Here is a 25,445-nt window from a genome sequence, read left to right as displayed (position 1 = left end):
CCAGTCAGGCTACAGCCAATAGATCGAACCAATAGCCAGCGGTCTACCCATAACCATGCTCATTTCTTTATTTTCTAGTTGCGTCACCATGTCTCAACGGTTATTCACAATACGCTTATCCTCCTTTCGTACGCTGGTTTGCCTGTTATTTATCTGGAGTTTACCTGCCTTTGCCTACGCTCAAATCGTTGTTAGTTTCCCCGTTAGCCGGGCTGTATTTCAGCGCTCGGCCAACAATACAGCAACGTTGCACATCAATGGGTACATTGCCCAGCCAATGGATCGAATAGAAGCCAGGATACAGGCGCGCAATGGACAGGGAACATCCTCGGAATGGGTTGTTATAGACCGGGAGCTGACCGGTGGTACGTTTTCCGGAGATTTACCGGCCGTGGGAGGCTGGTACGATCTGGAGCTGCGAGGCATACAACAGGATCAGACCGTAAGCACCACTCGTGTAGAACGTATTGGGGTCGGTGAGGTATTTATCATTGCCGGGCAATCCAATGCACAGGGAATGTACGACGACATGGCGAGTGCGGCTGATGATCGGGTTAATGCCGTCAATTACTATGATCAGACTCAATCTGCACAGGAACCGTCGATCGATGTGCTGAATCGATTTTCTCATCTGGATCAGGGGGGGCGAATTGCTCCGCGTGGTCTGGGTAGTTGGTGCTGGGGAAAACTAGGCGATTTGCTGGCACAACGTTTCAATGTGCCAATCCTGTTTTTTAATGCTGGCTATGAGGGTACTGCCATTAAAAACTGGCGGGAAAGTGCAGAACTCGGTCGAACCGAGAGCATTTATGAATCAGGTTCTTATTATGCTGCTGGTCAACCCTATGCCAATTTACGCGTCAGTTTACAATTTTATACGCATATGCTGGGCGTTCGCGCTGTACTCTGGCAACAGGGTGAAGCGGAGGGTTTTACCAATTCGACGTTCGATAGCTATGTGTCCGATTTGCAGACGGTTATTAACCAAAGTCGGCGGGAAACCGGTAAAGCTGTAGCCTGGGTAGTTGCTCGTGATTCCTATTCGGGCGACTCCAGAGGAGCCCGTGCCGACATTATACGGGCACAAAACCAGATTATTGCTACCGTATCGAACGTATTTGCCGGTCCTAATACCGATGGTATTCAAATTCCGCGTCAGCGACCGCCCAGAACAGCCGCGACCTTTGATGACGTTCATTTTGATGTTATAGGTTTAGCGGAAGTGGCCCAGGCCTGGAATACGAGTTTAAGCGATAATTTTTTTCGGTCGGCCTCACCTTTTCTTCCGGTAGCGGCTCCTGATATTTCGGTTTCCTGTACGCAGAACAATCAACTGGCGCTGAAAGTCAACGGAGACTACGCTTCGGTATCCTGGAGTTCGGGCGAAACGAGTCAGTCGATCACGAAAGGAGCTGGTTTTTACCGGGCTAAAGTAAAAGATGCGTTGGGAAACGTACTGATCACACCGTTTGTACGGGTAGCCGAAAAACCAACCATCACCAGGAGTGGCTCGACTGTTTTTTGCGAAGGGGACAGTGTTCGCTTACAAGTCTCGGTCACAGGTCCTATTCGCTGGTCGACCCAGTCCACAAATTCAGCGTTAACGGTGAAATCGTCGGGGCAATATCAGGTTCAGACCCAGGATGTCAGTGGTTGTACGTTTACCTCTGATCCCGTGTCGGTGGTGGTTAATGCTTTGCCGGCCAAACCAACGGTTACAGCCGCAAAAACCACTACATTTTGTCAGGGCGAAACAACGGAGTTGATGGCCAATGAACAGGCGGGGTATCGATGGAGTACCGGAGAAACCGGGCAAAAAATTCAGGTTGGTAAGTCTGGAGATTACACGGTGAGGGTTGTTAGTGCGCAGGGCTGCCTATCGCCGTCTTCCGATCCGCTTCGAGTTGTTGTCAATCCATTACCCGCTACGCCAGTCATTACAGCAAGTGGAAGTACAACGTTTTGCGCTGATCAGCAGGTAACCTTAACGGCTAGTGCTGAACAACGCTACGTATGGAGTTCGGGGCAAACGACTTCAGCCATAACCATTAGTCGGAGTGGAACCTATACTGTACGCACTCAGAATGAGTTTTCCTGTTTTTCGGCTCTGTCTACTCCTGTTACCATTATGGTTCGGTCACTACCTACTGAACCGACCGTGAGGGCCGAAGGACCAACTGTATTTTGCGACGGCGGCCAGGTGGTATTGACAGCCACTAGTGCTCTGCCTTTGTTCTGGACAACCGGTAACACTACACGGCAAATTACGGTAAAACAAACGGGCGATTATTCAGCACGTGTTCAGGATCAGTTCGGATGTTTTTCCCCATTTGCTCCGGCTATACCAATCGCTGTAAAACCCGTACCGAGTACACCAACGATTCAGCAGGTTGGGACTTATACGCTGGAAGCTACCGGAACACTGCCCGGTGAGTATTATGGGTGGCAAATCGATCAGGATACAATCACCCGGCAATCGACTAAACTGAGAGCTACCCGGACGGGTACGTATTCTGCTCAGGCATTTATTCGCTATGATTCGTCGCTGGTTTGTGCTTCCTCTTTTTCCGCCGACTTTCTCTTTACACTTGACGAAACCAATCAGGGACTTAGCATTTACCCGAACCCCAGTCTGACGAAACGAATAACGATTGAAACTCAAGAGGAACTGACGAATGCAGAAATTCGAATCTATACCATGACTGGCCAGGAGGTAGCTTTCTTTGCGGTAGGTAATCTGAATGAACAAAAAGTCATTGACCTTCCCAACTTATCCTCTGGTGTCTACGTACTTTGGGTTCGTTCGCCCTCATTTTCTGTCGCAAAACGTGTCCTGATCGGAGTAGGAAATTAATAGTATAGATACTACCGGGCCTATCAGCTGGGTATTCATTACAGACTTTTGACCGGGGTGACACTTATGCATGGTTATAACAAATCTGCGATCTAAAAGTAAGAACGTAGCGTTACTGGCTTATCAGCTAAAAGTAGCCTCCATGTATCGGTATCAATCCAGACAACTATTCTTTGCATTTATTTATCTCTTTGTTGTTTCTCCGGCTATTGCCCAGCAACGCTTTGTCGAGTTGGGCAATTTTCAGCTGGAGAGTGGGCAGGTTATTCAGAATTGTCGGCTGGGCTACCGGACGTTTGGGCGTTTAAACGCGAATCGTTCAAACGCTATTTTGGTACCAACCTGGTTTGGCGGTACGTCGCAGCAGAAAGCATTTGTGGCTAATCCGGGCGGTATTGCCGATAGTACTCAGTACTTTACCATTGTTGTCGATGCATTGGGCAATGGTGTTTCGTCGTCGCCGTCGAACAGTGCTGCGCAGGCTGGGGCTCAGTTCCCGCAGTTTACGATCCGGGATATGGTACGTTCGGAGTATGAGCTGGTAACGAAGCACTTGGGCTTGACTCATTTGTTTGCCGTAATGGGTATTTCGATGGGCGGGATGCAGTCGTTTGAGTGGATGGTATCGTACCCCGATTTTATGGATAAGGTCGTACCAATTGTCGGAACGCCGAAGCAAAGCAGCTATGACCGGTTATTCTGGGGAACGCAACTGACGATTCTGGAGCGGGGCAGTTTTTCGCCCGAGTCAATGAAAACGGTTGGTGATTTACACGAGCTGAATCTGACGACACCCGGTTATTTTATGGGCCATCTGAAGCCGGAAGATGAACCCAGCTTTGTGCAGCAGAAAGAGAACGGTTATGCTAACACCAATCCCTACAATTGGGCGTCGCAGCTGCGGGCCATGATCGGTCAGGACATTTACCGGGGAAAATCAATGGCCGAGCTGAAAGCTACAATTAAAGCAAATCTGATGATTATAGTGGCTAAGCAGGATCACATGGTAACGCCCGGCATGGCTACCGAACTGGCTACCTTCCTGCATGTCCCATTCGTAGAGCTTACCGGCGAATGTGGTCATCTGGCGACGTCCTGCGAAGAAGACAATGTAAAGAAAGCCGTTCGTGGATTTCTCAATAAGTAGTTTTACTACGTTGCTACATACTTGCTGGTACTGTAAGACAGAAAAGCCGCCAGATCGAGCTACGTCTGGCGGCTTTTCTCATCGGGAAGATTGAACGATTAATCACTGTCAATATCGACGTGGTGCTTCTTGGCTGCCTGCCGTATCCGTTCTTTTATAACCTTAACCTCACTGGCATCGTATTTCGCTGCATTGTCTTTGTGGTTAATGTAGCTCCATGCCGCCCGAACGTGCTCCGGGGTATCGATTGGGTATTTATTATTAGTTCGATCCGCAAAATCCACGTCTCCGTATTTGTGCTGTCCTTCGCTCGGCCTGACGTCGTCACGCCGATCAATTTTCGGGTCTTTTGTCATAATCGTTGAGCTGGTTTGTTCTGGTAAAATCAACCGTCTGTGCTGGAAACTGTTTTTTCAGGCGGCTACATGTGAGAAAATGGGCGTCGGCACAAACCAAGCCCTATGGCTGCTTGTTGCTTAACCGGAGATTATCTCGATTCTGATCAACCGATCTGACGTCCGATCATACACAATTCATCTATGTCATTACTCTTTTCGCCCATTACCATTCGGGGCATACAGCTCAAAAACCGTATTGTCGTATCGCCCATGTGCCAGTATTCGAGTGAGAACGGGCTGGCCACTGACTGGCATCTGGTTCATCTGGGAAGCCGGGCTGTTGGCGGGGCCGGGCTGATCATTACTGAAGCCGCTGCCGTATCGCCCGAAGGACGTATATCGCCACATGACCTCGGCATCTGGAACGATAGCCATATTCCAGGACTGAAGCGCATTACGCAATTTATAAATCAGCAGGGCTCAATTGCCGGTATTCAACTGGCCCATGCCGGACGTAAGGCTAGCCACCATCGTCCCTGGGATGGCGGCAAAGCCATTACCTCGGGCGAAGCCAATGGATGGGAAACCGTCGCGCCAAGTTCCATACCCTTCAGTGAGGTAGATCCTGCGCCACTGACGCTAACGAAAGAAGGCATTCAGAACGTAGTGGCTGATTTTCAGGCGGCCACCCGGCGGGCTGTAGAGGCCGGGTTTCAGGTCGCTGAAATTCATGCGGCTCATGGCTACTTGCTGCATCAGTTTTTATCGCCACTGAGCAATCAGCGTACCGATGAGTATGGCGGTTCGTTTGAAAACCGCATTCGCCTGGTGCTGGACATTGTGGAGTGCGTAAAAGCTGTCTGGCCGGAAGAATATCCGCTCTTTGTTCGTATTTCAGCTACCGACTGGACCGAAGGGGGCTGGACGGATGATGACTCTGTAGCGCTGGCGTCGATCCTGAAAAGCAAAGGTGTTGATGTTGTCGATTGTTCTACGGGCGGTAACGTAGCGCATGCCAGGATTCCGGTGGGGCCCGGCTATCAGGTTCAGTTTGCCGAAAAAGTGAAAAAAGAAGCGCAGATCATGACCGGCGCTGTTGGACTGATTACAGACGCAAACCAGGCAGAGGCTATTCTGGAGCAGGGGCAGGCCGATCTGATATTGCTGGCTCGTGAGTTTCTGAGAGACCCTTATTTCCCGCTTCATGCGGCTCATGATCTGGGCGAAGATATTGCCTGGCCGTTGCAGTATGAACGAGCAAAACCAAAGATGCATAAGTAAAATTATCGTAGAAATAAGCCGATTTATTTACTTTGATGTTACATACATAAAATCTGTTTGCTTCGTGATTTCGCTGTTTAATCTATTGATTTTCTGGATTTATAGAGCGGCCAACATGTCAAACATCGAACTAGTTAAACATCATTAAAATTTAGTAGCTACCATGCGTTGGTTAAATCAGGATGAAAGCGAAAACGTCGACGACCGCCGGGGCGGTGGTAGGGGCGGCCTAGTTGTTGGCGGAGGCATAGGAACGGTTGTCATTGCCATCATTGTGATGCTGTTGGGCGGAAACCCGTCCGATATTCTCAATCAGACGGCCCCCGATGAGTCGCAAACGGCTAGTCAGGCGCCAACTGGGCCACAGGCCGATGATGAGGCTGCCCGCTTTACGCGACAAGTATTGGCTAGTACCGAAAAGGTCTGGACGGAGATATTTGCTCAGAATGGAGCCCAGTATCGTAAACCGGTTCTGGTCATGTACCGGGGCACAACAACATCGGGTTGCGGGACGGCTCAGGAAGCAATGGGCCCTTTTTATTGCCCCCTCGATCAGAAAGTATATATCGATCTTTCGTTCTATGATTTGCTGGCGGAACGCTTTCAGGCGCCGGGCGAGTTTGCCATGGCTTACGTAATCGCCCATGAAATTGGCCACCATGTGCAAAATCAACTCGGCATCATGAAAAAAACCGATGCATTGCGGGATCGGCTGAGTCAGCGGGATTACAACAAAGTATCTGTCCGGCTGGAATTACAGGCCGATTTCTTTGCTGGTGTTTGGGCCAATCACGCGCAGGGCCAAAGCTTTGTGCTCGATGCCAACGATGTAGAGTCGGCTATTACGGCAGCTAACGCGATCGGCGACGATAAAATCCAGGAAGAAACGCAGGGACGTGTTGTGCCCGATGCCTTTACCCATGGTTCGTCGGCTCAGCGCGTTTACTGGTTCAAAAAAGGTCTTAAAACGGGTGATCTGAATCAGGGTGATACGTTCAACAGCCGCGAAGACGCTAATCTGCAATAACAGAAAGCAACACAAAGTCTATTAATAATGGTAAAAGCCGGAACTAGTCATGTTCCGGCTTTTGCCATTGTTGGCCGTGTACTTGCGTATATTCTGATGTTTAGCTTACTTTCTGGCCTAAACTGATATGCTTCTATGGAATCACAATCCTATCCTGAAAAACACCATTTTCTAACGGCCGAACAAGTAAAGCAGGAGCAAGCTGCTTTTATGACCCAGGTCTACGGCTGGATGACCGTAGCGCTGTTGGTGACAGCGACTGTATCCATTTGGGTAGCTAACTCGCCTACGGCTCTGGAGTTGATCTTTGGCAATCGATTGGTTTTTTACGGTTTATTAATTGGTGAGTTCGTGCTGGTAATGTCATTGTCAGCGGCCGTGCAGCGGGTGTCGGCTCGTACCGCAACGCTTATGTTCTTAGGGTATGCGATCATGAATGGGCTTACGCTGGCCTCTATTTTTCTGCTCTATACTGGCGGATCTATTGCGTCTACCTTTTTTGTGACGGCCGGTACGTTCGGAGCTATGAGCGCCTATGGCTATTTTACAAAACGGGATTTGACGTCGTTAGGCGGGTTTCTGTTAATGGGGTTGATCGGACTGATCATTGCATCGCTCGTCAATCTGTTCTGGCAGAATGAAACGCTCTACTGGGTTTCGACCTATGCGGGCGTGTTGATTTTTGTTGGACTGACCGCCTATGATACGCAGAAAATCAAGGAGATGAATATCATCGGTAATGCCGGAACGGACGAAGATCGGAAAGAAGCCATCATGGGCGCACTACGTCTCTATCTGGACTTTATCAATATGTTTCTTTATCTATTACGTTTGTTTGGTCGCCGTCGATAGAATTCAATAGCCAGTCAAAAAAAAAGGCACTCTTACCGGAGTGCTTTTTTTTTGACTGGTGCTACGTCTTGCGCTTCTTTTTGCGGGCTGATGGGAATAATACGTTGTTAAGAATCAATCGGTAGCCCGCCGAGTGCGGATGTAGTTTTAAATCCGTTGGGTTCCGAAATCCTCCTCCGCGCGTACCTTCGGGATCGTGACCGCCGTAGAATGTCCATTGGCCACGGCCCACTTCGCCGTAGATATACCGATCCGAGGTTTTGCCTTCGCCCATCACCAGACTACTTGGCTTAACGGCTCCTTTGCGGAAAGCGGTTGTTTGCCCGAAAAACTCTTTAATGATATTTTCGTGGTTCTGGGTTAGCATGGATGGTATTACGTCCCATTTGGCCGAAAAATTGAACAGTTCGAAAAAGCCGCTCGGCTGATCGTAACCACGGGCACCGGCGGAGTTAATATCCGAAAAAGTCGAAAAGCCCCGATACCCGTTATCCGCTTCGAGCGTAAAATTGCCAAAGGCCAGTGTCTTCGTAAAATCAAGTTTCTCCTGCGCATCAGGATCAACACCATCGCCATCGTAGGCGCTGCTAACAATGTCTACGCCTTCGGCCGCCAGCGCAATATCGAGTGTTTCGGCCGCCGAACACATCGCAAACAAATAGCCGCCCCCTGCGCAGAATTCTTTAATTCCTTTCGCAACAGCCAGCTTCATCTGGGAAACTTTCGAATAGCCATACTTGCGGGCAATATCTTCCTGTACCTTAATGTCGGCCAGCGATTGCCGGTGTATATTCCGGCCGTATTGGCCCGTAAAATCTTCGTGATGCAGGTGGAGCCAGTCGTATTTCGGTAAATCGCCTTTCAGCACTTCTTCATCGTAAATGACTTCGTACGGAATTTCGGCGTATGTAAGCACCAGCAACACGGCATCTGTATTTTCAAATTCGGCAGGACTGACCTTGATGGGAGAGTAGACAATGATCTTGGCCGCTTTCTGGAGTGTCACTACGTTCATATTCAGGTCGGGGTCGGCCAGCTGCTGCTTGATGGAAGCGGCTTTGGCATCTGAAATGACTTCGAACGAAACGCCACGAACACGACATTCTGTTTCTGCCGCCTGGGTTTGTTTAACCATAAAGCTGCCGCCCCGGTAGTTCAGCAGCCAGTCGACCTCCATGTCATCTTTCAGAATTTTGTAGGCAATACCATACGCTTTGAGGTGATTGGATTGTTGATCATCCATCGGAATCAGGATGGAACTGGCCCAGTTTGGTGTTGCCTGACTGAGCACGGCCAGTAATACCAGTAAAAAAGATAGGTGCTGTTTCATTTCGAACCTTATTTTTGACCTAAGACTCACAAACTTCCGGTTGACGGCCCCTGATTGAGACTAACAACCACCCTGCTACTCGCTCTTATGACTCGTTACGGTATTACGGCAATCCTATTATTTTTTCTGACCATGAGCGGCAACGCCCAGCTTACTCCCTCCAACTACACTTCTGTCGAAACGGGCGTATCGCAGATTCTGGCTAAGGCCCGAAAGAAAACGATTAGTAATCTGGCATATACGTTAAAGTTCGACATTCCGGCGCAAAAAAACCAGCCTATTCCAGCCACTGAATCAATAACGTTCGACTGGGTCAAAAATGCATCCTCTCTGCAACTTGATTTTAAAGAGGAACGATCTCATTTGCAGGCTGTTTCGGTTAATCAGAAAATGGTTCCTATTGTTTTTCAAAACGAACATATACTGATTTCTACTGCTTTTTTAACCCCCGGACGTAATACAATTTCGATTCAGTTTACGGCTGGTAATTTATCACTCAATCGGAACGACGATTTTCTGTACACGCTGCTTGTTCCTGACCGCGCCCGAACGGTGTTTCCGTGCTTTGACCAGCCGGATCTGAAAGCGAAATTTCAACTGTCGCTCACGGTGCCCAACGGGTGGCAGGCCATGACTAATGCAGCCGTGAAAGACTCCACCGTAACCGGCCAACGGATCACGATTAACTTTCGTCAGTCAGAAGTGATTCCTACGTATCTGTTCTCGTTTGTAGCCGGAAAGTTCACAGCTATTAGTCGGCAAATGGGGAAGCGACTAATGACGTTGCTGCACCGCGAAACCGATACCACTAAAATCCGGCTGAGCCTCGACCCGATTTTCAACCTGCACGCCGATGCGATGACGTTTCTGGAAGAATACACGCAGATTCCGTATCCATTTCAAAAGTTCGATTTCGCGGCAATTCCCGATTTTCAATACGGTGGCATGGAGCACGTTGGGGCTATTGATTATAAGCTGGCGAGTCTGTTTCTGGACAATGGGGCCACCCGCGACCAGAAATTATCGCGTGCTACGTTGATCTCGCACGAAACGGCGCACATGTGGTTTGGCGATATGGTGACGATGCGGTGGTTCGACGATGTGTGGCTGAAGGAAGTATTCGCCAACTTCATGGCCGACAAAATCACGGAAGTATCGAGTCCTGACGCTAACTACGATCTTCAGTTTGTGGTCGATCATTTTCCGGCGGCCTATGGCGTCGACCGTACCGAAGGCGCTAATCCGATTGGTCAGCCGCTAGCCAATTTGCAGGAAGCCGGAACGCTCTATGGCGGTATTATCTACCACAAAGCCCCGATTATGATGCGGCAACTAGAACGACTGATGGGCAAACCGGCGCTCCGTGATGGCCTGCGTGAATACCTTAAAAAATACGCATTCAGCAACGCTACGTGGGCCGATCTGATTGCGATTCTGGACGCGCGAACACCGTTTGATCTGGCGACCTGGAACCGAGTATGGGTAAGCGAAACAGGCCGACCCAGGTTTACGTATCAACTGGAAAAACAGGGCGATAAAATCAGCCGGTTCGTAATTGAGCAGAAAGGCGAAGATGGGTCCAGCCGAGTGTGGCCGCAGGGCTTTGAGGTCGCGCTGGTGTATCCCGACCACGTAGAGGAATTGACGGTGAACATGAATCAGGCTCGAGTTACGTTACCAGAAGCGGTTGGCAAACCAGCTCCACAATTTGTTGTATTTAATTCATCCGGGCAGGGTTACGGCGTGTTTCCGGTCGATACGGCGATGATTACGCAGTTGGGCTCGCTGAAAAATCCCGTAACGCGGGCCGCTACGTATATCAATCTCTACGAAAATATGCTGGCTGGTCAGGTAATTTCGCCCGCCCGACTGGCAGCGGTTTATCAACAAGTACTTGGTAATGAATCAGAAGAGCTAAATCTTCGGTTACTGACGAGTCAGCTGTCGGATATTGTCTGGAATTATACGCTCCCAGCCAATCGTTCGGCGCTGGCAAATAGCGTTGAACAGGCCGCATGGCAGGCCATGGAAGCAGAGCCGACGCCCGGTAAGAAAAAGCTTTTATTTCGATTGTATCAGAACGTAGCATTGAGTCAGGAAGCCCGCGATCGGCTTTACGCCATCTGGAACGATCAGAAAGCGCCAACCGGTGTTACGTTGACCGAAGACGATTACACGAGTTTAGCACTGGCATTGGCCGTCCGCGACTATCCGGCCGAAGGAATTCTAGCGAAACAGTTGCTACGTATCAAAAACCCGGATCGGAAAAAGCGGCTGGAATTTATGATGCCTGCCTTGTCGGGAAACGTAGCGGAACGTGATCAGTTTTTTGCGTCGCTGGCTCAGGACAGCAATCGCGAACGCGAGGCCTGGGTAACGGCTGCACTCGGCTATCTGCACCACCCGCTACGGGCCGAAACCTCGGTTAAGTACCTACCGAAAAGTCTGGAATTACTGGAAGAAATACAGCGTACCGGCGATATTTTCTTCCCCGAATCGTGGCTCCGGTCGACCTTGTCGAGCTACCAGACGCCGAACGTAACGCAACTCGTTCGCAAATTTCTGTCTGACCGCCCCACGTACAACCCGCGTTTAAGAGCCAAGTTGTTGCAGGCGGCCGACGCTACGTTCCGGGCCAGTACGTTGTTGTATAAATGATGACACCCAGTGACTTTTTCCCGGCCATAAGTCCCGAAATGGCCCGTGAGCGTTTTCTGATCAAAGATGCATCGTGGGCCGAGCGATTTAAGGAAAATTTCAACCAGTTTATCATTGCTCCGCTTGAATACAGCTGGCCGGTGATTAAACTGCCCTTGCCGCCTTCGCGCACCCGTAATCATGCGCTGATTGTGGTCGAAAGCGGACAGGTCGACGTAACGGTTGGCCATCAGGCCTATACGCTGAGGTCGCAGGAACTGGTCATTGTACCTGCCCTGCAAATTTTTACGATTCATGCCATTCGGGAAGATTCCATTGGGTTCATGAGTTTCATTAGTCAGGAGTTGCTGCTCACTACGTCGGGAGAAAGCGATTTCGACTTTCTGAAGCTGACCGGCAATCCGCACGTGACGTTACCGGATGCGCAGACACACTACGTTAAAACGATTCTGAATCGGCTTGTGATTGATTATCAGGAGAGTGGTGCCGCCCGGACTGACCTGATTCGTCCGTATTTACTGGCCCTTTTTGCCGAAATCAATCGGGTTTACGTCGGTACGATAACTGCCACAACCGACGCAGGAGACCGGCTCGTGCAGCGCTTTATGGATTTGCTCACGATCCGTATTCGCGAAACCCGTTCGGCTAGTCAATTTGCTGATTGGCTGAATGTGAGCCCCAATCATCTGAATAAAGTGGTAAAAAGTCGCACGGGTAAATCGCCCTCGGTCTGGATCGATGAACGGGTTGTGCTGGAAGCAAAGGTGTTGTTGTTTCAATCCGATCTGACCGTAACGCAGATTGCGCAGGAGATGGGTTTTAGTGATCCGTCGACCTTTGGGAAGCTTTTTCGGAAGTACGCTCAGATGAGCCCCACCGCTTTCCGGAATCAGTACGTCGATGCTACGTTCGAATGATTGATTTTGACGAGTTTTGGCCGGTTTGCGACGAATCGAATTTCAGACGTCCTTCCGAACTTTGCAGCGATCAATGTTGAGTATCGATTCAATGATTTATTCAATTCTACTCGTTATTCATAATGCACTACGCTGGCTAGTTGTCGGCAGTTTGCTGGCTTCGCTCGGAATGAGTTTTTCCGGGCTAGTACGTCAGCGAACTTATCAACCACTTGACCAGACGCTACGTGTTGTTGCTACGTCTATTGCGCATACGCAGCTCCTGGTGGGATTTTATCTGTATGCCAAAAGTCCCATTGTGAGCTATTACTGGAAAGCGCATCCAACCTTTGCTGACGCCCAGGAATTTCCATTTTTCAGCCTGATTCATATCAGTCTGATGATTGCTGCCGTTGTCATTATGACGATTGGTTCGAGCAAGGCAAAACGCCAGAAACTGGCTTCTGAGAAGTTTAAGACAACGGTAATTTACTTTGCCATTGCGCTGGTGATTATTTTTATAGCCATTCCGTGGCCGTTTTCTCCGCTGGCAACCCGACCTTTGTATCGCACATTGTAAACCGTCAACGTACTGACCATGCACTTTTTTAACTCCCCTAAAATTCGACTCCGTCTGATCAGCTTCGGCGAAGGTCTGTCTTATATTTTGCTATTATTCATCGCTGTTCCCCTAAAACGAATTGGCGGCCACCCGGAAGCGGTGCAGATTCTGGGGCCAATCCATGGCTTGCTGTTTGTGCTCTACGTACTGACCATTATTCAGGCTAAAACCGAATACAACTGGCCCGCGGGCAAAACATTTATGGCCCTGCTAGCGTCCATCATTCCTTTCGGTACGTTCTACGCCGACTACAAAGTTTTCCGCGATTTGCCAGCTACGTCTGAACAGGCATAAAAGTGTGTTAACTATCTAATCACTAGATATACATGCTCTCTATAAACTGGGGGTGTTTTGATGAGTTGAAAACTCATCAAAACACCCCCAGTTTAATTGCTAAGCAATCCTTTTCGCTTATCGACCAGCTCCTACAGGACGGTCGTAGCGGTTATAATCATCTTGTGACTCCGTTCCCATTTTGGCTCCGTATCCGGCAGCTACAACGCCGATCAGCAAACCAAAGAATCCGAAAATAGCCGCTTTAGAAGCGGCCGAGGCCGTTGCATCAGCGGCTTGTCGCGCCTTTAGTTCTGCCTCTTTCTTGGTCTGTTCGAATTTTACTACTGCCTGTTTATAGGAGTTTATCCAGTTGTCGACAATTTGCTCGGATTCGGCCCGGCTTTTTCCCGTTCGCTTCATCACTACGTTGATAGCATCGTCCCGATCTACGCTGTTAACCGTAGCCTGACCCTGTCTGAAAAGTCGGTCAAACAGACCGCCCGCCAGGTCATCGGCTGCCTGTGGATTTTCGGCCGCTTTGCCAGCGGCTGATTTAGCCTGATCGCCAGCTTGTTCGGCCTTGCGTTCCAGCCGATCGGGGTTTAGCGCGGGGTTGCCCGTTTGACGCAGAATTGTATCCACTTCGCGACGCAGATCGCCTAAATCAACGTTGCTAATGTCTACGCCGTTTTCGGCCAGTTTATCTTTTACGGCCTGCCCTAGCTCGGGACCAGCCGCCGAAACAACCGTACCCGCAGCAGAACCTGCCGTACGGACGAGGCTACCCATCAGTCGGCTTGCTCCGCCAATCAGACTACCGATGGTTGTTGTCAGGAAATAAATAGTCAGCAGGGTGGCCAGACTCCATGTAAGAACGCCATGAATGACGCCATCGAACAGGCGGGGAGCACTAGCCAGTCGACCGGCTGCCCAGCCACTCAGAAAAAGTGCCAGCAAACTGCTGATTATATACCAGACAGCGCTTCCTATACCCAGGCCAGCCGTTGGGTTCTGTTCTTCGATGGCATCGATTGTTCCCAGTCCAATACCTACGCCCAATAGCGACAGCAGAATTTGGGTCACAATGGCAATCAGAACGCCCGCAAAAACAGCGCCCCAGGAAATGCGTTTCATTAAGCCATTTCGTTCGTTAATGAACGCATTCGAATGTAAGTATTCACCTTCCATTTTAGTGGTTTTGTTGAGTTGAAAAGAAAAGCTTGTCAGTACGTTGGTAAGTTTGTTTGTTCTCGTTGAGGTAAGTTTGCCACCTCAACAAGAAAATTGACAGAAGCGCCTAATTAGCTCAGACCGGTCGCTTCTTTTGCTTTGTCAAGACCATTCCTAAGAGTATCAGTAAGTTGCCCGGCTTTTTTTTCTGCCTGATGAGCATATTCACTAATGCCATCTTCTGCCTTATCGGCCGCTGAAATCACACTATTTTTCAAATCCCGGGCAGCATGTTTGGTCTCATGTTTGGTGTTATCCCAGTGCTTTTTTGCTTTTTTAGTCTGGTCGCCTAAAACGCCGGAAATTTGCTTACGCAGTTTTTTCCCTGATCGGGGAGCTAGCAAAAAACCAATGGCCAGGCCAGCATCCAGACCTGTCAGAACGCCTGTCAAATACGATTGATCCTTGAAGTAGTCCTGGGGATAATTGTTACGTAGTGAAAACATTGTAGTAATAAGTTTATATGCTTTGACTAAAAAAATATACTTTCTTTCACTTACTAAAAAATCAGGCCAAAAATAATAGTGTTTTAAGGTGCTGGTTATTAGGTGATTAAAAGAAACGGAGTTTCTGGTTGATCTATAGTTTGTAGGTAATTTTACTCAATTGTGTAGTAATTACTCATCACGCTAATGCAGATACTTCTTAGGGGATGGATTGATGTGCCGGAAGACTTAATTAAAAGTTTTGTAGTAAACCGATAAACATGGAGTTGATTTATTACAGGAAGATCTTTACATCTGCCCGCCACGGCTGAGCAGGCCTAAACTGGTTACGTAGCGTAGCTATATACAAAAACGGGGCAGGCCGGACTATACGCCCGGCCTGCCCCGTTTAAAACAAAATCTATACTTATTTCACGGCTTCAACAGCGGCTGCTGCCTCAATAGCGGCAATGGCTGCGCCATTTTTCTCGCCATATTCATCCCGTTTGTTTTCGAAGTAGGCAAAGATTTCCGTGATAGCATCATTGTTTTCCGCAATTTTAGAATGCATTTCACTTAAATCTTTTTCCAGTCGGCTGTCGTTTAGCCCATTCATATTATCGACTTCGATCTGGCTAATTTTGGTAATGAGCGCCGTCTGGCTATTCTGAAGATCTTCCAGTTCACGAACTACTTTGTTCATTAACTCAAATTTCTGTGCCTTATCCATAATGGTAATTCAATTTTTGTTGAGTGCTCAATTATAAACTAAACGGTACATCAAAGGTTTTAAATTTCTCTGATTTATTAGGTTTTGCTACCAATCAATGCGACTTACCAGTAGTTCAAGGGTAGACAATTGGATGAACGTAACGTTTCGATAAACCGATCGTCTTGGAGGCCTAAACCATTTTTGTTAATCTTGCTGACGGGCGCGATGCCCGACTGCCTAAACCAATACGTTTGTGAATTCGTCCCGTACGTTTATCCTGCTATTTGTGAGCGTTACGTTGCTCGAAATGCTGGGCGATACGTTAGCTATAACCTGGTTGCACTACGCCTGTAAACCGTTGATTATGGGATTGTTGCTAGTTTATGTCTGGCAACGAGCCCACGCGGGAAACTTTACCGCCACACTACGTTGGCTAACTGTAGGTATGGCGTTTGCCCTCCTGGGCGATGTATTTCTGATGATTCGGGAGGTCGATCTGTTTGCGCTGGGCTTGGGCTCATTTCTGATCATGCAGCTTTGTTACAGCCGGTCTTTCTGGTTGTCAATGCGGGAACGTAACGCAGTGATTCGCCCACGAACCATTTCCCTGACGGCCATACCATTTGTGCTGTACGATGGCGTTTTCTTATTCCTGCTCAAGCGCCCGTTTTTCCGGAATTCGGATTTGACCCCGCTCTGGTGGCCTGTAGTCGCCTATGTTTTTTGTTTAAGTCTGATGGGTATCCTGGCTTTTCTGCGCAGCCGCTCGCCCCGTATCGATCAGGTGGCAATTGGGGCGGTGCTCTTTATTCTCTCTGATTCAGCCATTGCGGTCGATAAGTTTCTTCAGCCTGTTCCGGCTGCTACCTGGATCATCATGACTACGTATGCGGCCGCCCAGTACCTGATCGTTACAGGTGTGGTTGAGCAGGAACAGTCGGTAGCCCATCGCGTGTCTATCCATCCATAAGTCTTATAGTGTTTATCGATTAGATTATAAATTAAATCAATTTGATTTATAGTTGAACACTGGTTAATCTTGCAGGTGCAAATTGGTTCGTAACCCTTTTAACTCTATTTATCTTTCTATGGAAAATTATTCAGGTGACATTAGCAAGTGTCCATTTCACAGCGGAACGCCTAAAAATGGTGAAGCGCAGAAAATTAGTGTCGCTGGTAACGGAACCCAAAACAGCGATTGGTGGCCCAATCAGTTAAAAGTTAATATTCTTCGTCAGAACTCGTCGCTGTCGAACCCGATGGGGGAGCAGTTCAACTATGCTGAAGAATTTAAAAGCCTTGATCTGGAGGCCGTAAAAAAAGACTTACACGCCCTGATGACCGACTCTCAGGACTGGTGGCCTGCCGATTTTGGCCATTACGGTCCTTTATTCATTCGGATGGCGTGGCATAGTGCCGGAACGTATCGGACGGGCGATGGCCGTGGTGGTGCGGGTGCTGGTCAACAGCGTTTTGCACCCCTCAATAGCTGGCCCGACAACGTGAGCCTCGATAAAGCACGTCGCTTGCTGTGGCCGATCAAGCAGAAATACGGTAAGAAAATCTCCTGGGCCGACCTGATGATTCTGACCGGCAACGTAGCACTGGAGTCGATGGGCTTCAAAACGTTCGGGTTTGCGGGTGGTCGCGAAGACGTTTGGGAACCTGAACTCGACGTGTACTGGGGCGCTGAGCGGACCTGGCTGGGTGGCGACATTCGCTACGCACATGGCTCTGATGGCGTCGAAAAAGACGGCGGTGTACTGGTCTCTGACGATAATGCCGACGGCGATGTTCACTCACGGAATCTGGAAAATCCGCTGGCGGCTGTGCAGATGGGGCTTATCTACGTAAACCCCGAAGGACCAGACGGTAATCCCGATCCAGTTAAGGCGGCTAAAGATATTCGGGATACGTTCGGCCGCATGGCTATGAACGACGAAGAAACGGTGGCGCTGATTGCCGGTGGTCATACGTTCGGTAAAACCCACGGTGCATCTACCTCCGACCATGTTGGTCCAGAACCAGAAGGTGCTGCTATTGAATTGCAGGGCTTCGGCTGGAGCAATAGCTTCGGTTCGGGTAAAGGCGGTGACACCATCACCAGCGGTCTGGAAGTTACCTGGACGACTACGCCAACGCAGTGGGGCAACGGCTTCTTTCAGAACCTGTTCGGTTTCGATTGGGAACTGACCAAAAGCCCCGGTGGTGCACACCAGTGGGTAGCGAAAGATGCTGGTAACATCATTCCCGATGCGCATGATTCGTCGAAAAGCCATCGGCCTACCATGCTAACAACCGACCTGGCACTACGTTTCGATCCGGCTTACGAAAAAATTTCGAGACGTTTCTTTGAAAACCCAGATGAGTTTGCCGATGCGTTTGCCCGTGCCTGGTTCAAACTGACGCACCGCGATATGGGCCCTCGTGCCCGTTATCTGGGTCCAGAAGTGCCAGAAGAAATTCTGATCTGGCAAGATCCAATTCCAGCCGTTGATCATGCGTTGATTGACGAGAACGACGCGGCTGCGCTGAAAGCGAATATTCTGGCGTCTGGTTTGTCGGTTTCTGAATTGGTATCAACAGCCTGGGCGTCGGCCTCTACGTTCCGTGGTTCTGATAAACGCGGTGGTGCCAACGGTGCCCGTGTTCGTCTGGCTCCCCAGAAGGATTGGGCGGTAAACAATCCAACGCAACTGGCTAAGGTGCTGGGTATTCTGGAGAGCATCCAGGAAGAATTTAACAGCACCCAGTCGGCTGGTAAAAAAGTGTCGCTGGCCGATCTGATTGTACTGGCGGGTAACGCTGGTGTCGAGAAAGCGGCTAAAGATGCTGGTCAGGACGTAACGGTTCCGTTTACACCGGGCCGGATGGATGCTTCGCAGGAGGAGACCGACGTAGAATCGTTTGCCGTCATGGAGCCGTTGGCCGACGGTTTCCGGAACTACCTGAAAGCCAAACTAACCGTATCGACGGAAGAAATGCTCATCGATAAAGCACAACTGCTAACGCTGACGGCGCCAGAACTAACGGTTCTGATCGGTGGGTTGCGAGCCCTGAATGCAAACTTTGACGGCTCGAATCTGGGTATCTTTACCGACCGTCCGGGCCAGTTGACCAACGACTTCTTCGTTAACCTGCTCGATATGAGCACGGCCTGGAAAGCTGTTGCCGATCATAAAGAAGTATTTGAAGGCCGCGACCGTAAAACGGGCGACGTTAAATGGACGGGCACCCGCGCTGACCTTGTGTTTGGCTCAAACTCAGAGCTGCGGGCCGTGGCTGAAGTGTACGCCAGTTCAGATGCTCAGGAGAAATTCGTGAAGGATTTCGTAGCGACCTGGGCTAAAGTGATGAACCTTGACCGCTTTGAACTGGCTTAATAGACAAGCTGTCAACACGTAGTAACGTAACAAGGCCCGGCTGTACAGTCGGGCCTTGTTACGTTACTACGTTACTTTTTGCTATGATTACCCCTGATTTTCGGGTTGTGATGGATTGGGTTTTCTGCCCAGTACGTCATTGATGGTCGCTTCGGCATCCGGAAAATTGGTCTTCAGCATCTCGGCAAGTTGATTTTTTAACTTCTCGAAATACTCGGGCGCATTATCGACCGCTTCTTCGGCCTCTGATTTCAGTTGCAATCCTTTTTCTTTCAGATCGGCCACCATTTTCTGACCTTCTTCGGTTTGGGCGTATTTATTAAGCGCTACGCCGGCAGCCGCGCCCAGAATGAATGTTGCTAAGTGTTTTGCGTTTACTGACATTGTTGTAGCAGGTTATGTTGCTGGGCGAAAGCTAACCAACATTTTCCCGAAAACGATTCGGAAATACATCGGCAGATGCTACGTTATTTATACGGCAGATTCAAGGCGCTGAATGGTGTGCTTTACCATAATGAAATGCCGAAAACTCCGCAAGAATCGGGTTTTACGGCACAGCAGGAATAGCGACTTTTGTATCACTAAACGGCAACTACAATGACAACCAACAGCACCTACACCTATCAGCAGATTGCACGAGCGATTGAGCATCTCACCGCCAATTTTCGCGAACAGCCATCACTGAACGAATTAGCCGACAAAGCCAACCTGAGCGAGTTCCATTTTCAGCGACTCTTCACCGAATGGGCGGGTGTGAGCCCCAAAAAGTTCAGCCAGTACCTGACCCTCGAACATGCCAAGAACAAACTACGTAGTGGTGCTCCGCTGATCGACGTAGCACATGAGTCAGGGCTTTCGGGAACGGGGCGTCTGCACGATTTATTCGTCACCATCGAAGGCGTAACACCGGGTCAGTTCAAGCAGGCTGGTTCGGGTTTAGTGCTGTCGTATGGCCTGTTCGATAGTCCGTTTGGGCGTTACGTGCTGGGGGCCATAAACGGAAAAATCGCGTTGCTGCACTTCCTGAACGACGTTGACGAACCCGAAACAATCCTGAAAATAGCATGGCCCGAAGCTACGTTACGGAACGAACCGGACGTAATAAAACCACTGGCCGATCAGATTTTTCCGGTTATGGGCGAATTCAGCCAGCTACCTACGAAGCCTTTACCGGTATTGTTGCGTGGGTCAGTGTTTCAATTGAAAGTCTGGGAAGCATTGTTGAAAATACCGGAAGGCCAACTGGCGAGTTACGACCAGATTGCCGAAGCCATCGGCCAGCCCACTGCTTCACGCGCCGTCGGGACGGCCATTGGTTCGAATCCGGTTGGTTATTTGATTCCCTGCCACCGGGTTATCAAAAAGACGGGCTTATTCGGTGGGTATCGGTGGGGTTCCGACCGCAAGCAGGCCATGCTGGGTTGGGAAGCCGCCCGCGTTGACCAATAATTCAACGATCAACGTTGACAAAGTTTTGAACTTTGTCAACGTTAGTTTATAACTCCTCAAAATGATTCTTACTAACCTCGACCGGCCTACGTACCAGGCGAACCTAGCCGAAACAGGGTTTGGCTTGTTGCCATCGATCCTGCAAAAAAAAGAATGCCAGGAATTAGCCGACTTGTTCGATGCGACTGAGTTGTATCGCAAAACAATTGTGATGCAGCAACATGGGTACGGCAGTGGCGAATACAAGTATTTCAGCTATCCATTACCGCCCCTTGTCGATCAGCTACGTCATGATTTGTTTACGCAACTGGCTCCCGTTGCCAACGACTGGAATGCAAGGCTGGGCCTTCCGCTACGTTATCCGGACAACCTCGACGAATGGCTGGAAACCTGCCACCAAGCCGGGCAAAATCGACCAACTCCGCTCATGCTGAAATACGGCCCCGGCGACTGGAACGCGCTTCATCAGGATCTATACGGTGAGTTGTATTTCCCTTTTCAGGCTGTTTTGTTTCTGAGTCAGCCCGGCGTCGACTACACGGGTGGCGAGTTTATAATGACAGAACAGCGTCCACGAATGCAATCGAAAGCAACGGTTTTGCAGCCCCATCAGGGGCAGATTCTGGTGTTTACCACCAGATACAGACCTGCCAAAAGCGCCCGAGGGTATTACAGAACAGCGATGCGCCACGGCGTCAGTGACGTTCATACGGGGCAACGGATCAATCTGGGGCTAATTTTTCACGATGCCGCATGATACGTCATCTCGACCTGGGTATCACTGATTTCGCCCGAAATCGTAAGCTAGTTGCCTTAATACACGCAGGCCAGATTTCGCTTGGTGGCCATCGTCCCGGCAAAATTTACGGTCGGCTGGATTGCCGAGCTGGTAAACGAATGAAGTTGACGAACCGGATCTTTTTTCGGGACGAAACCGAAGCGAAGCAGCAGGGTTATCGCCCCTGTGCCGTTTGTCTGCCAAAGCAATATCGGGCGTGGAAAGGGGCTTGCGCTACTTAGTAAACAGCACCCAACCAATTGACGTTTTTCAAAGAATTTTCTTTAATACTCTTATGCTAAGTTCCAGCTCATCTTCGGTGCTTGAGGCAAAGCCAAATCGGGTGCAGTTTAAGCGTTGTCCCGGCGGATTATGCGAGACACCATTCGAGAAAAATAATCCTTGTTGCCCGGCACGTAGCGCCAGTTTTTCCAGATCGATTGCCGGGTCGAAACGTGCCCAGACCGCCATGCCGCCATCGGGTTTGGCGAATTGAACGTACTGAGCCAGTTCGTTCGTGAGCAAGTCGCAGAAACGGTCACGCCGGGCCTGATAGGTACGTAACGCTTTGCGGAAATGCCGTTTCAGATCGCCGGTTTTAAACAGTTGCCCGACGGCAAATTCGAGCATGGGGTCGCCCTGCCGGTCGATGATCCGTCGGAGTCGGGCCAGTTCGTCAATCAGCTCGGACGGAGCCACTACGTAGCCGATTCGGAAAGCGGGCGCCACCGACTTGGTCAGCGAACCAATATAAACGACCATGCCTTTGGGGTCGGCGCTGGCCAGTGGTAAAATTGGGCGGCTGAGGTAATGAAAATCGTAGTCGTAATCATCTTCCAGTACAATAAAGCCATACTGTTCAGCCAGTTGCAAGAGTCGGATGCGCCGATCAGGACGTAACGTAACGGTGGTAGGGTAATGATGATGGGGCGTCACAAAGACCATGCGTATCGACTTTTGCTGGGCGCAAACCTGAGCGAGTGCTTCAACATCCAGCCCATGCTGATCAACCGGAACCGTGACCAACGTAGCACCCGCTCGTTGAAAATTCATCGTAGCACCCACATAATTGGTTTCGCCCGTTACCACTACGTCGCCCGGACGTAGCAGCACCTGACTCGCCAGATGTACACCCATAATACTGCCTCTCGTAATCAGGATGTTATCGGACGTAGTACGTAGCCCACGGGTTTCATTGAGGTGGGCTGATAATTGTTCACGCAGCAGCAAATGCCCTTTGGTGTCGCCATAGCCAAAATGCGCCTGCGGATTTCCCCAGCGGAAATAGGAGCGATAGGCCCGACTTAGTTCGTCCATCGGAGCCAGTCTAATATCCGGAAAGCCATCGTCGAGATGTAGACCCGTGGTTTGCGTCAGAATAGGCCGATGCAAAAAAGGAATGGACTCAAACGTATAGCCGGGTGTTTTGCTGGCTATTGTTTGAGGAGAAGGCGCGGTAGAATCTAGTGTCAGAGCCTGAGGTTTTACTTCCGGGAAATGGGCCGCTACGTAGGTACCGCTGCCCGTTTTGCTTTCGAGCCAGCCCTGCGCTAACCCTTCGTCATAAGCCGCTACGATTGTCTGGCGGTTTAAAGTCAACAGTTCAGCCAATTGGCGTGTTCCCGGCAATCGTTGGCCCGCCAGCAACGTTCCGGCCCGAATAAAGTGCGCCAGTTGGTTACTCACCTGTAAAAATACAGGCACTGCCGATGACTTATCTATCTGAATTAACGACTTAAAAGGAATCATAACCGGACTAGCTATATTCTTAAAATCGGACGATTTGCATAGTCCGGCAAAATTCGACATTTGTTTTGAAAAAGAACCCCAACCTCGACGGGCTAATCTTGTATGAGTTTCAATCTGACCACCCCCAACCCCCTCCTAAAACAGGAGGGGGCTAAAAAAAGCTCTAGAGTCTAAAGCCCCCTCCTGTTTTAGGAGGGGGTTGGGGGTGGTAAATAGCGTAAAAGAAACCAAATTTACCACCCGCGTGAAACCCTTACAAGATTAGCCCGTAGGGCGGGGTATATTCCATTCTCTAAAAATCCTATGCAAACTACGCGTACAACGCCAAGCCGTTTAGCGAAACGTGCTCATTACGACGAAGCCACCATTCACCCAATTCTGGACGAAGCCCTATTCTGCACCGTTAGCTTTGCCGTTGATGGCCAGCCGATGGCGATACCGACCGCTTTCGCCCGGAAAGGCAACAAATTGTATATTCACGGCTCCGTGGGTAGTCATTTTATTCGTACGATCGAAAATGGTGCGCCCGTTTGCATTTCGGTGATGCTGGCCGATGGACTGGTGCTGGCCAAATCAGCGTTTCATCACTCGGTAAACTATCGTTCGGTTGTGATTTTTGCCAACGCCGAAAAGGTCACCGACGAGGCTGAGTGTATGGAAGCCCTGGCGTTGATTACCGATCATCTGATTCCGGGCCGTTGGGACGATCTTCGCCCAACAACCGCCAGCGAAATGCGGAAAACTACCGTACTGGTTTTTTCGCTGGCCGAAGCGTCGGCTAAATTGCGTGCTGGTGGTCCCAGCGACGATCCCGACGACGAAAACCGACCCACCTGGGCGGGGGTAATTCCTTTGCAAACGGTACGTCAAACACCTGTTCCGGCTCCTTACAACAACGATACGCCACTGCCCGATTACTTAATCAACCCACAGAATACATGATACCCACTCAGGAATGGCTCCTTTTTGCCTTAGCCGCCTTAGGACTCGTCTTGAGTCCAGGACCCAACATGATTTATCTGATTTCGAGATCAATTACGCAGGGAAAACGGGCTGGGCTTATCTCGTTACTAGGCGTAGTGGTCGGCTTTCTTGGCCATATTTTGCTTGTATCGTTTGGGCTTACGGCGGTGTTTATGGCCATTCCGCTGGCCTATGAGCTACTGCGTTGGCTAGGTGTTCTTTACCTGCTGTATCTGGCCTGGGAAGCCGTTCGGCCGGGCAGTGTATCGCCGTTTCAAACGCGCCAGCTTGCGCATGATTCAGATGGTAAATTGTTTCGGATGGGCTTTCTAACCAATGCACTCAACCCGAAAGTAGCGGTGTTTTATCTGTCGTTTTTTCCGCAGTTTACCCATCCAGAATACGGTTCGTTGTTCCTTCAGAACATCCAGCTTGGTCTGACGCAGCTCACAATCAGCGCGTTGGTAAACACGGTAATCATTCTGTCGGCAGCCCGGATGGCCAACTGGTTTCAGGCCCGACCCGTATATGTTCGAATCCAAAAATGGCTGATGGCCAGCATACTGACCGGTTTGGCAGTACGTATGGCACTGGATAAAGGAAAGTAATTTGCCGTTCAAGCATGAAAATTCAATTTACGCCACAGGAAGGTGCTACGTTACTGAAGAGCGTTCCGACTGAGTTTGTTACGTTGCTTGCGCATGGCAGTCTGGTTGTCGAATATTACAAACCCGACAAAATTGATCGCCAGCAGCCCCACAAACGCGATGAAGTATACGTCGTTACGTCGGGAAGTGGTACGTTTGTTTACGATGGTGAACGAACACCATTTAAATCGGGCGATTTGCTATTTGTACCGGCTGGTGTCGACCACCGTTTTGAGGGCTTTACCGACGATTTCGCTACGTGGGTCTTATTTTACGGCCCGGTTGGCGGAGAAAAATCATCATCTGTTTAACGACACCTCGTTTTATGGCCAAAGAACATCACTACGTATTGACGACCAAATGGACGGGCAACAAAGGCGAAGGCACCCGAAATTACCGCGCCTACGACCGCGACCACGTATTGATGGCCGACAATAAACCCGACATTCCGGGCTCATCGGACCCATCGTTTCGGGGCAATAAAACCCGGTATAATCCTGAGGAGCTGCTGGTTGCCTCGTTATCGTCCTGTCATATGCTTTGGTATCTGCATTTGTGTTCCGAAGCGGGAATTGTGGTGGTTGATTACACCGACAAAGCAACGGGCACGATGGTTGAAACAGCCGATGGTGGCGGCCATTTTAGCCACGTAACGCTTTATCCTGAAGTAGTGGTTGCTGACGTATCGATGATCGAAAAAGCCAATGAATTACACTACCAGGCCAACAAACTTTGTTTCATCGCCAACTCCTGCAATTTTCCTGTACATCACGTACCCAGTTGCCGGGTTGTAGAAAAAATGGATTGATTTAAAAAGGCCCATCTCAA

The 25,445-nt window shown here is 49.7% G+C and carries 25 protein-coding genes; 18 read left to right on the top strand and 7 right to left on the bottom strand.

Translation table 11 applies throughout. The features are described from left to right. Positions 1–88 precede the first annotated feature (88 nt). Positions 89–2,854 carry a T9SS type A sorting domain-containing protein gene (locus GK108_RS15935; RefSeq protein ID WP_163950326.1) on the top strand — a complete coding sequence of 922 codons (2,766 nt, stop codon included), beginning with the start codon at positions 89–91 and terminating at the stop codon, positions 2,852–2,854. A gap of 70 nt (positions 2,855–2,924) precedes the next feature. After that, complete coding sequence (locus GK108_RS15930; protein ID WP_163950323.1) at positions 2,925–4,001, top strand: alpha/beta hydrolase; 1,077 nt, start codon at positions 2,925–2,927, stop codon at positions 3,999–4,001. 98 nt (positions 4,002–4,099) lie between these two features. On the opposite strand, the gene GK108_RS15925 is transcribed toward GK108_RS15930, so the two are convergent. Further along, entirely contained in the window at positions 4,100–4,357 is a 258-nt protein-coding gene (locus GK108_RS15925; protein ID WP_163950320.1) for a DUF6582 domain-containing protein, read from the bottom strand. A gap of 183 nt (positions 4,358–4,540) precedes the next feature. Between GK108_RS15925 and namA the strand changes: the two genes are divergently transcribed. From namA to GK108_RS15910, 3 genes are all read left to right on the top strand, one after another. Further along, positions 4,541–5,620: an NADPH dehydrogenase NamA gene (gene namA / locus GK108_RS15920; protein WP_163950317.1), complete on the top strand. Its 1,080-nt coding sequence runs from the start codon at positions 4,541–4,543 to the stop codon at positions 5,618–5,620. Between the two features lie 163 nt (positions 5,621–5,783). Then, complete coding sequence (ypfJ, locus tag GK108_RS15915; RefSeq protein ID WP_163950315.1) at positions 5,784–6,647, top strand: KPN_02809 family neutral zinc metallopeptidase; 864 nt, start codon at positions 5,784–5,786, stop codon at positions 6,645–6,647. A 135-nt stretch (positions 6,648–6,782) separates the two neighbouring features. Further along, positions 6,783–7,499, top strand: a complete 717-nt coding sequence (locus GK108_RS15910) for a Bax inhibitor-1/YccA family protein (protein ID WP_163950312.1) — start codon at positions 6,783–6,785, stop codon at positions 7,497–7,499. A gap of 61 nt (positions 7,500–7,560) precedes the next feature. Here the strand turns inward: GK108_RS15910 and GK108_RS15905 are convergent, their stop codons facing one another. Then, positions 7,561–8,829, bottom strand: coding sequence for an asparagine synthetase B (locus tag GK108_RS15905; protein ID WP_163950309.1), 1,269 nt, complete (start codon positions 8,827–8,829; stop codon positions 7,561–7,563). Between the two features lie 87 nt (positions 8,830–8,916). On the opposite strand from GK108_RS15905, the gene GK108_RS15900 reads away from it, so the two are divergent. The 4 genes from GK108_RS15900 (at position 8,917) to GK108_RS15885 (ending at position 13,299) form a co-directional block, all read left to right on the top strand. Beyond that, entirely contained in the window at positions 8,917–11,487 is a 2,571-nt protein-coding gene (locus GK108_RS15900; RefSeq protein ID WP_163950306.1) for a M1 family metallopeptidase, read from the top strand. Next, the gene (locus GK108_RS15895; RefSeq protein ID WP_246224921.1) at positions 11,484–12,404 is read left to right on the top strand and encodes a helix-turn-helix domain-containing protein; all 921 of its coding nucleotides are present in this window, start codon (positions 11,484–11,486) and stop codon (positions 12,402–12,404) included. The genes GK108_RS15900 and GK108_RS15895 overlap by 4 nt, the downstream gene beginning before the upstream one ends. 91 nt (positions 12,405–12,495) lie before the next feature. Then, on the top strand, positions 12,496–12,963 hold the full coding sequence (locus GK108_RS15890; protein ID WP_163950303.1) for a hypothetical protein: 468 nt from the start codon (positions 12,496–12,498) through the stop codon (positions 12,961–12,963). Positions 12,964–12,981: 18 nt separating this feature from the next. Further along, positions 12,982–13,299: a DUF3817 domain-containing protein gene (locus tag GK108_RS15885; protein ID WP_163950300.1), complete on the top strand. Its 318-nt coding sequence runs from the start codon at positions 12,982–12,984 to the stop codon at positions 13,297–13,299. 117 nt (positions 13,300–13,416) lie between these two features. Here GK108_RS15885 and GK108_RS15880 read toward each other — a convergent pair whose 3' ends face one another. The 3 genes from GK108_RS15880 to GK108_RS15870 form a co-directional block, all read right to left on the bottom strand. Beyond that, complete coding sequence (locus tag GK108_RS15880) at positions 13,417–14,469, bottom strand: phage holin family protein (protein ID WP_163950297.1); 1,053 nt, start codon at positions 14,467–14,469, stop codon at positions 13,417–13,419. Between the two features lie 113 nt (positions 14,470–14,582). After that, positions 14,583–14,957 carry a YtxH domain-containing protein gene (locus GK108_RS15875; RefSeq protein ID WP_163950295.1) on the bottom strand — a complete coding sequence of 125 codons (375 nt, stop codon included), beginning with the start codon at positions 14,955–14,957 and terminating at the stop codon, positions 14,583–14,585. Between the two features lie 406 nt (positions 14,958–15,363). Continuing rightward, entirely contained in the window at positions 15,364–15,666 is a 303-nt protein-coding gene (locus GK108_RS15870) for a hypothetical protein (RefSeq protein WP_163950291.1), read from the bottom strand. 235 nt (positions 15,667–15,901) lie between these two features. Between GK108_RS15870 and GK108_RS15865 the strand changes: the two genes are divergently transcribed. Together GK108_RS15865 and katG are read left to right on the top strand one after the other, a co-directional pair. Next, positions 15,902–16,618 carry a lysoplasmalogenase gene (locus tag GK108_RS15865; protein ID WP_317166535.1) on the top strand — a complete coding sequence of 239 codons (717 nt, stop codon included), beginning with the start codon at positions 15,902–15,904 and terminating at the stop codon, positions 16,616–16,618. A gap of 118 nt (positions 16,619–16,736) precedes the next feature. Further along, entirely contained in the window at positions 16,737–19,031 is a 2,295-nt protein-coding gene (gene katG / locus GK108_RS15860; RefSeq protein ID WP_163950288.1) for a catalase/peroxidase HPI, read from the top strand. 87 nt (positions 19,032–19,118) lie between these two features. Here the strand turns inward: katG and GK108_RS15855 are convergent, their stop codons facing one another. Beyond that, the gene (locus tag GK108_RS15855) at positions 19,119–19,415 is read right to left on the bottom strand and encodes a YtxH domain-containing protein (protein WP_163950285.1); all 297 of its coding nucleotides are present in this window, start codon (positions 19,413–19,415) and stop codon (positions 19,119–19,121) included. Positions 19,416–19,628: 213 nt separating this feature from the next. Here GK108_RS15855 and GK108_RS15850 point away from each other — a divergent pair, with 213 nt between their 5' ends. The 3 genes from GK108_RS15850 (at position 19,629) to GK108_RS15840 (ending at position 21,500) form a co-directional block, all read left to right on the top strand. Beyond that, positions 19,629–20,480 carry a methylated-DNA--[protein]-cysteine S-methyltransferase gene (locus tag GK108_RS15850; RefSeq protein WP_163950281.1) on the top strand — a complete coding sequence of 284 codons (852 nt, stop codon included), beginning with the start codon at positions 19,629–19,631 and terminating at the stop codon, positions 20,478–20,480. Between the two features lie 61 nt (positions 20,481–20,541). Further along, positions 20,542–21,237, top strand: coding sequence for a 2OG-Fe(II) oxygenase (locus tag GK108_RS15845; RefSeq protein WP_163950278.1), 696 nt, complete (start codon positions 20,542–20,544; stop codon positions 21,235–21,237). After that, complete coding sequence (locus GK108_RS15840; RefSeq protein ID WP_163950273.1) at positions 21,234–21,500, top strand: Ada metal-binding domain-containing protein; 267 nt, start codon at positions 21,234–21,236, stop codon at positions 21,498–21,500. The genes GK108_RS15845 and GK108_RS15840 overlap by 4 nt, the downstream gene beginning before the upstream one ends. A gap of 28 nt (positions 21,501–21,528) precedes the next feature. On the opposite strand, the gene GK108_RS15835 is transcribed toward GK108_RS15840, so the two are convergent. Beyond that, a complete protein-coding gene (locus GK108_RS15835; protein WP_246224920.1) occupies positions 21,529–23,067 on the bottom strand; it encodes an aminotransferase-like domain-containing protein in 1,539 nt (512 codons plus the stop codon). Between the two features lie 243 nt (positions 23,068–23,310). On the opposite strand from GK108_RS15835, the gene GK108_RS15830 reads away from it, so the two are divergent. From GK108_RS15830 to GK108_RS15815, 4 genes are read left to right on the top strand one after another with little or no spacing between them, the layout of a single operon-like run. After that, positions 23,311–23,949, top strand: a complete 639-nt coding sequence (locus GK108_RS15830) for a pyridoxamine 5'-phosphate oxidase family protein (RefSeq protein WP_163950270.1) — start codon at positions 23,311–23,313, stop codon at positions 23,947–23,949. Next, positions 23,946–24,578, top strand: coding sequence for a LysE family translocator (locus GK108_RS15825; RefSeq protein ID WP_163950267.1), 633 nt, complete (start codon positions 23,946–23,948; stop codon positions 24,576–24,578). The genes GK108_RS15830 and GK108_RS15825 overlap by 4 nt, the downstream gene beginning before the upstream one ends. Positions 24,579–24,592: 14 nt before the next feature. Then, positions 24,593–24,928, top strand: a complete 336-nt coding sequence (locus GK108_RS15820) for a cupin domain-containing protein (RefSeq protein WP_163950261.1) — start codon at positions 24,593–24,595, stop codon at positions 24,926–24,928. Between the two features lie 14 nt (positions 24,929–24,942). Beyond that, positions 24,943–25,425 (top strand): OsmC family protein, encoded by a 483-nt coding sequence (locus tag GK108_RS15815; RefSeq protein WP_163950258.1) that lies wholly within the window; start codon positions 24,943–24,945, stop codon positions 25,423–25,425. Positions 25,426–25,445 lie beyond the last annotated feature (20 nt).

The organism is Spirosoma terrae (assembly GCF_010435915.1).
GTDB classification, from domain to species: Bacteria; Bacteroidota; Bacteroidia; order Cytophagales; family Spirosomataceae; genus Spirosoma; species Spirosoma terrae.
This window is presented reverse-complemented; position numbering and strand designations above follow the sequence as displayed.

What these genes read in the sequence shown, in the direction of transcription:
- GK108_RS15935 (WP_163950326.1), top strand. Translation starts at nt 89, where the DNA reads ATGTCTCAACGGTTATTCACAATACGCTTATCCTCCTTTCGTACGCTG.
- GK108_RS15930 (WP_163950323.1), top strand. Translation starts at nt 2,925, where the DNA reads ATGGTTATAACAAATCTGCGATCTAAAAGTAAGAACGTAGCGTTACTG.
- GK108_RS15925 (WP_163950320.1), bottom strand. Translation starts at nt 4,357, where the DNA reads ATGACAAAAGACCCGAAAATTGATCGGCGTGACGACGTCAGGCCGAGC.
- namA (WP_163950317.1), top strand. Translation starts at nt 4,541, where the DNA reads ATGTCATTACTCTTTTCGCCCATTACCATTCGGGGCATACAGCTCAAA.
- ypfJ (WP_163950315.1), top strand. Translation starts at nt 5,784, where the DNA reads ATGCGTTGGTTAAATCAGGATGAAAGCGAAAACGTCGACGACCGCCGG.
- GK108_RS15910 (WP_163950312.1), top strand. Translation starts at nt 6,783, where the DNA reads ATGGAATCACAATCCTATCCTGAAAAACACCATTTTCTAACGGCCGAA.
- GK108_RS15905 (WP_163950309.1), bottom strand. Translation starts at nt 8,829, where the DNA reads ATGAAACAGCACCTATCTTTTTTACTGGTATTACTGGCCGTGCTCAGT.
- GK108_RS15900 (WP_163950306.1), top strand. Translation starts at nt 8,917, where the DNA reads ATGACTCGTTACGGTATTACGGCAATCCTATTATTTTTTCTGACCATG.
- GK108_RS15895 (WP_246224921.1), top strand. Translation starts at nt 11,484, where the DNA reads ATGATGACACCCAGTGACTTTTTCCCGGCCATAAGTCCCGAAATGGCC.
- GK108_RS15890 (WP_163950303.1), top strand. Translation starts at nt 12,496, where the DNA reads ATGATTTATTCAATTCTACTCGTTATTCATAATGCACTACGCTGGCTA.
- GK108_RS15885 (WP_163950300.1), top strand. Translation starts at nt 12,982, where the DNA reads ATGCACTTTTTTAACTCCCCTAAAATTCGACTCCGTCTGATCAGCTTC.
- GK108_RS15880 (WP_163950297.1), bottom strand. Translation starts at nt 14,469, where the DNA reads ATGGAAGGTGAATACTTACATTCGAATGCGTTCATTAACGAACGAAAT.
- GK108_RS15875 (WP_163950295.1), bottom strand. Translation starts at nt 14,957, where the DNA reads ATGTTTTCACTACGTAACAATTATCCCCAGGACTACTTCAAGGATCAA.
- GK108_RS15870 (WP_163950291.1), bottom strand. Translation starts at nt 15,666, where the DNA reads ATGGATAAGGCACAGAAATTTGAGTTAATGAACAAAGTAGTTCGTGAA.
- katG (WP_163950288.1), top strand. Translation starts at nt 16,737, where the DNA reads ATGGAAAATTATTCAGGTGACATTAGCAAGTGTCCATTTCACAGCGGA.
- GK108_RS15855 (WP_163950285.1), bottom strand. Translation starts at nt 19,415, where the DNA reads ATGTCAGTAAACGCAAAACACTTAGCAACATTCATTCTGGGCGCGGCT.
- GK108_RS15850 (WP_163950281.1), top strand. Translation starts at nt 19,629, where the DNA reads ATGACAACCAACAGCACCTACACCTATCAGCAGATTGCACGAGCGATT.
- GK108_RS15845 (WP_163950278.1), top strand. Translation starts at nt 20,542, where the DNA reads ATGATTCTTACTAACCTCGACCGGCCTACGTACCAGGCGAACCTAGCC.
- GK108_RS15840 (WP_163950273.1), top strand. Translation starts at nt 21,234, where the DNA reads ATGATACGTCATCTCGACCTGGGTATCACTGATTTCGCCCGAAATCGT.
- GK108_RS15835 (WP_246224920.1), bottom strand. Translation starts at nt 23,067, where the DNA reads ATGTCGAATTTTGCCGGACTATGCAAATCGTCCGATTTTAAGAATATA.
- GK108_RS15830 (WP_163950270.1), top strand. Translation starts at nt 23,311, where the DNA reads ATGCAAACTACGCGTACAACGCCAAGCCGTTTAGCGAAACGTGCTCAT.
- GK108_RS15825 (WP_163950267.1), top strand. Translation starts at nt 23,946, where the DNA reads ATGATACCCACTCAGGAATGGCTCCTTTTTGCCTTAGCCGCCTTAGGA.
- GK108_RS15820 (WP_163950261.1), top strand. Translation starts at nt 24,593, where the DNA reads ATGAAAATTCAATTTACGCCACAGGAAGGTGCTACGTTACTGAAGAGC.
- GK108_RS15815 (WP_163950258.1), top strand. Translation starts at nt 24,943, where the DNA reads ATGGCCAAAGAACATCACTACGTATTGACGACCAAATGGACGGGCAAC.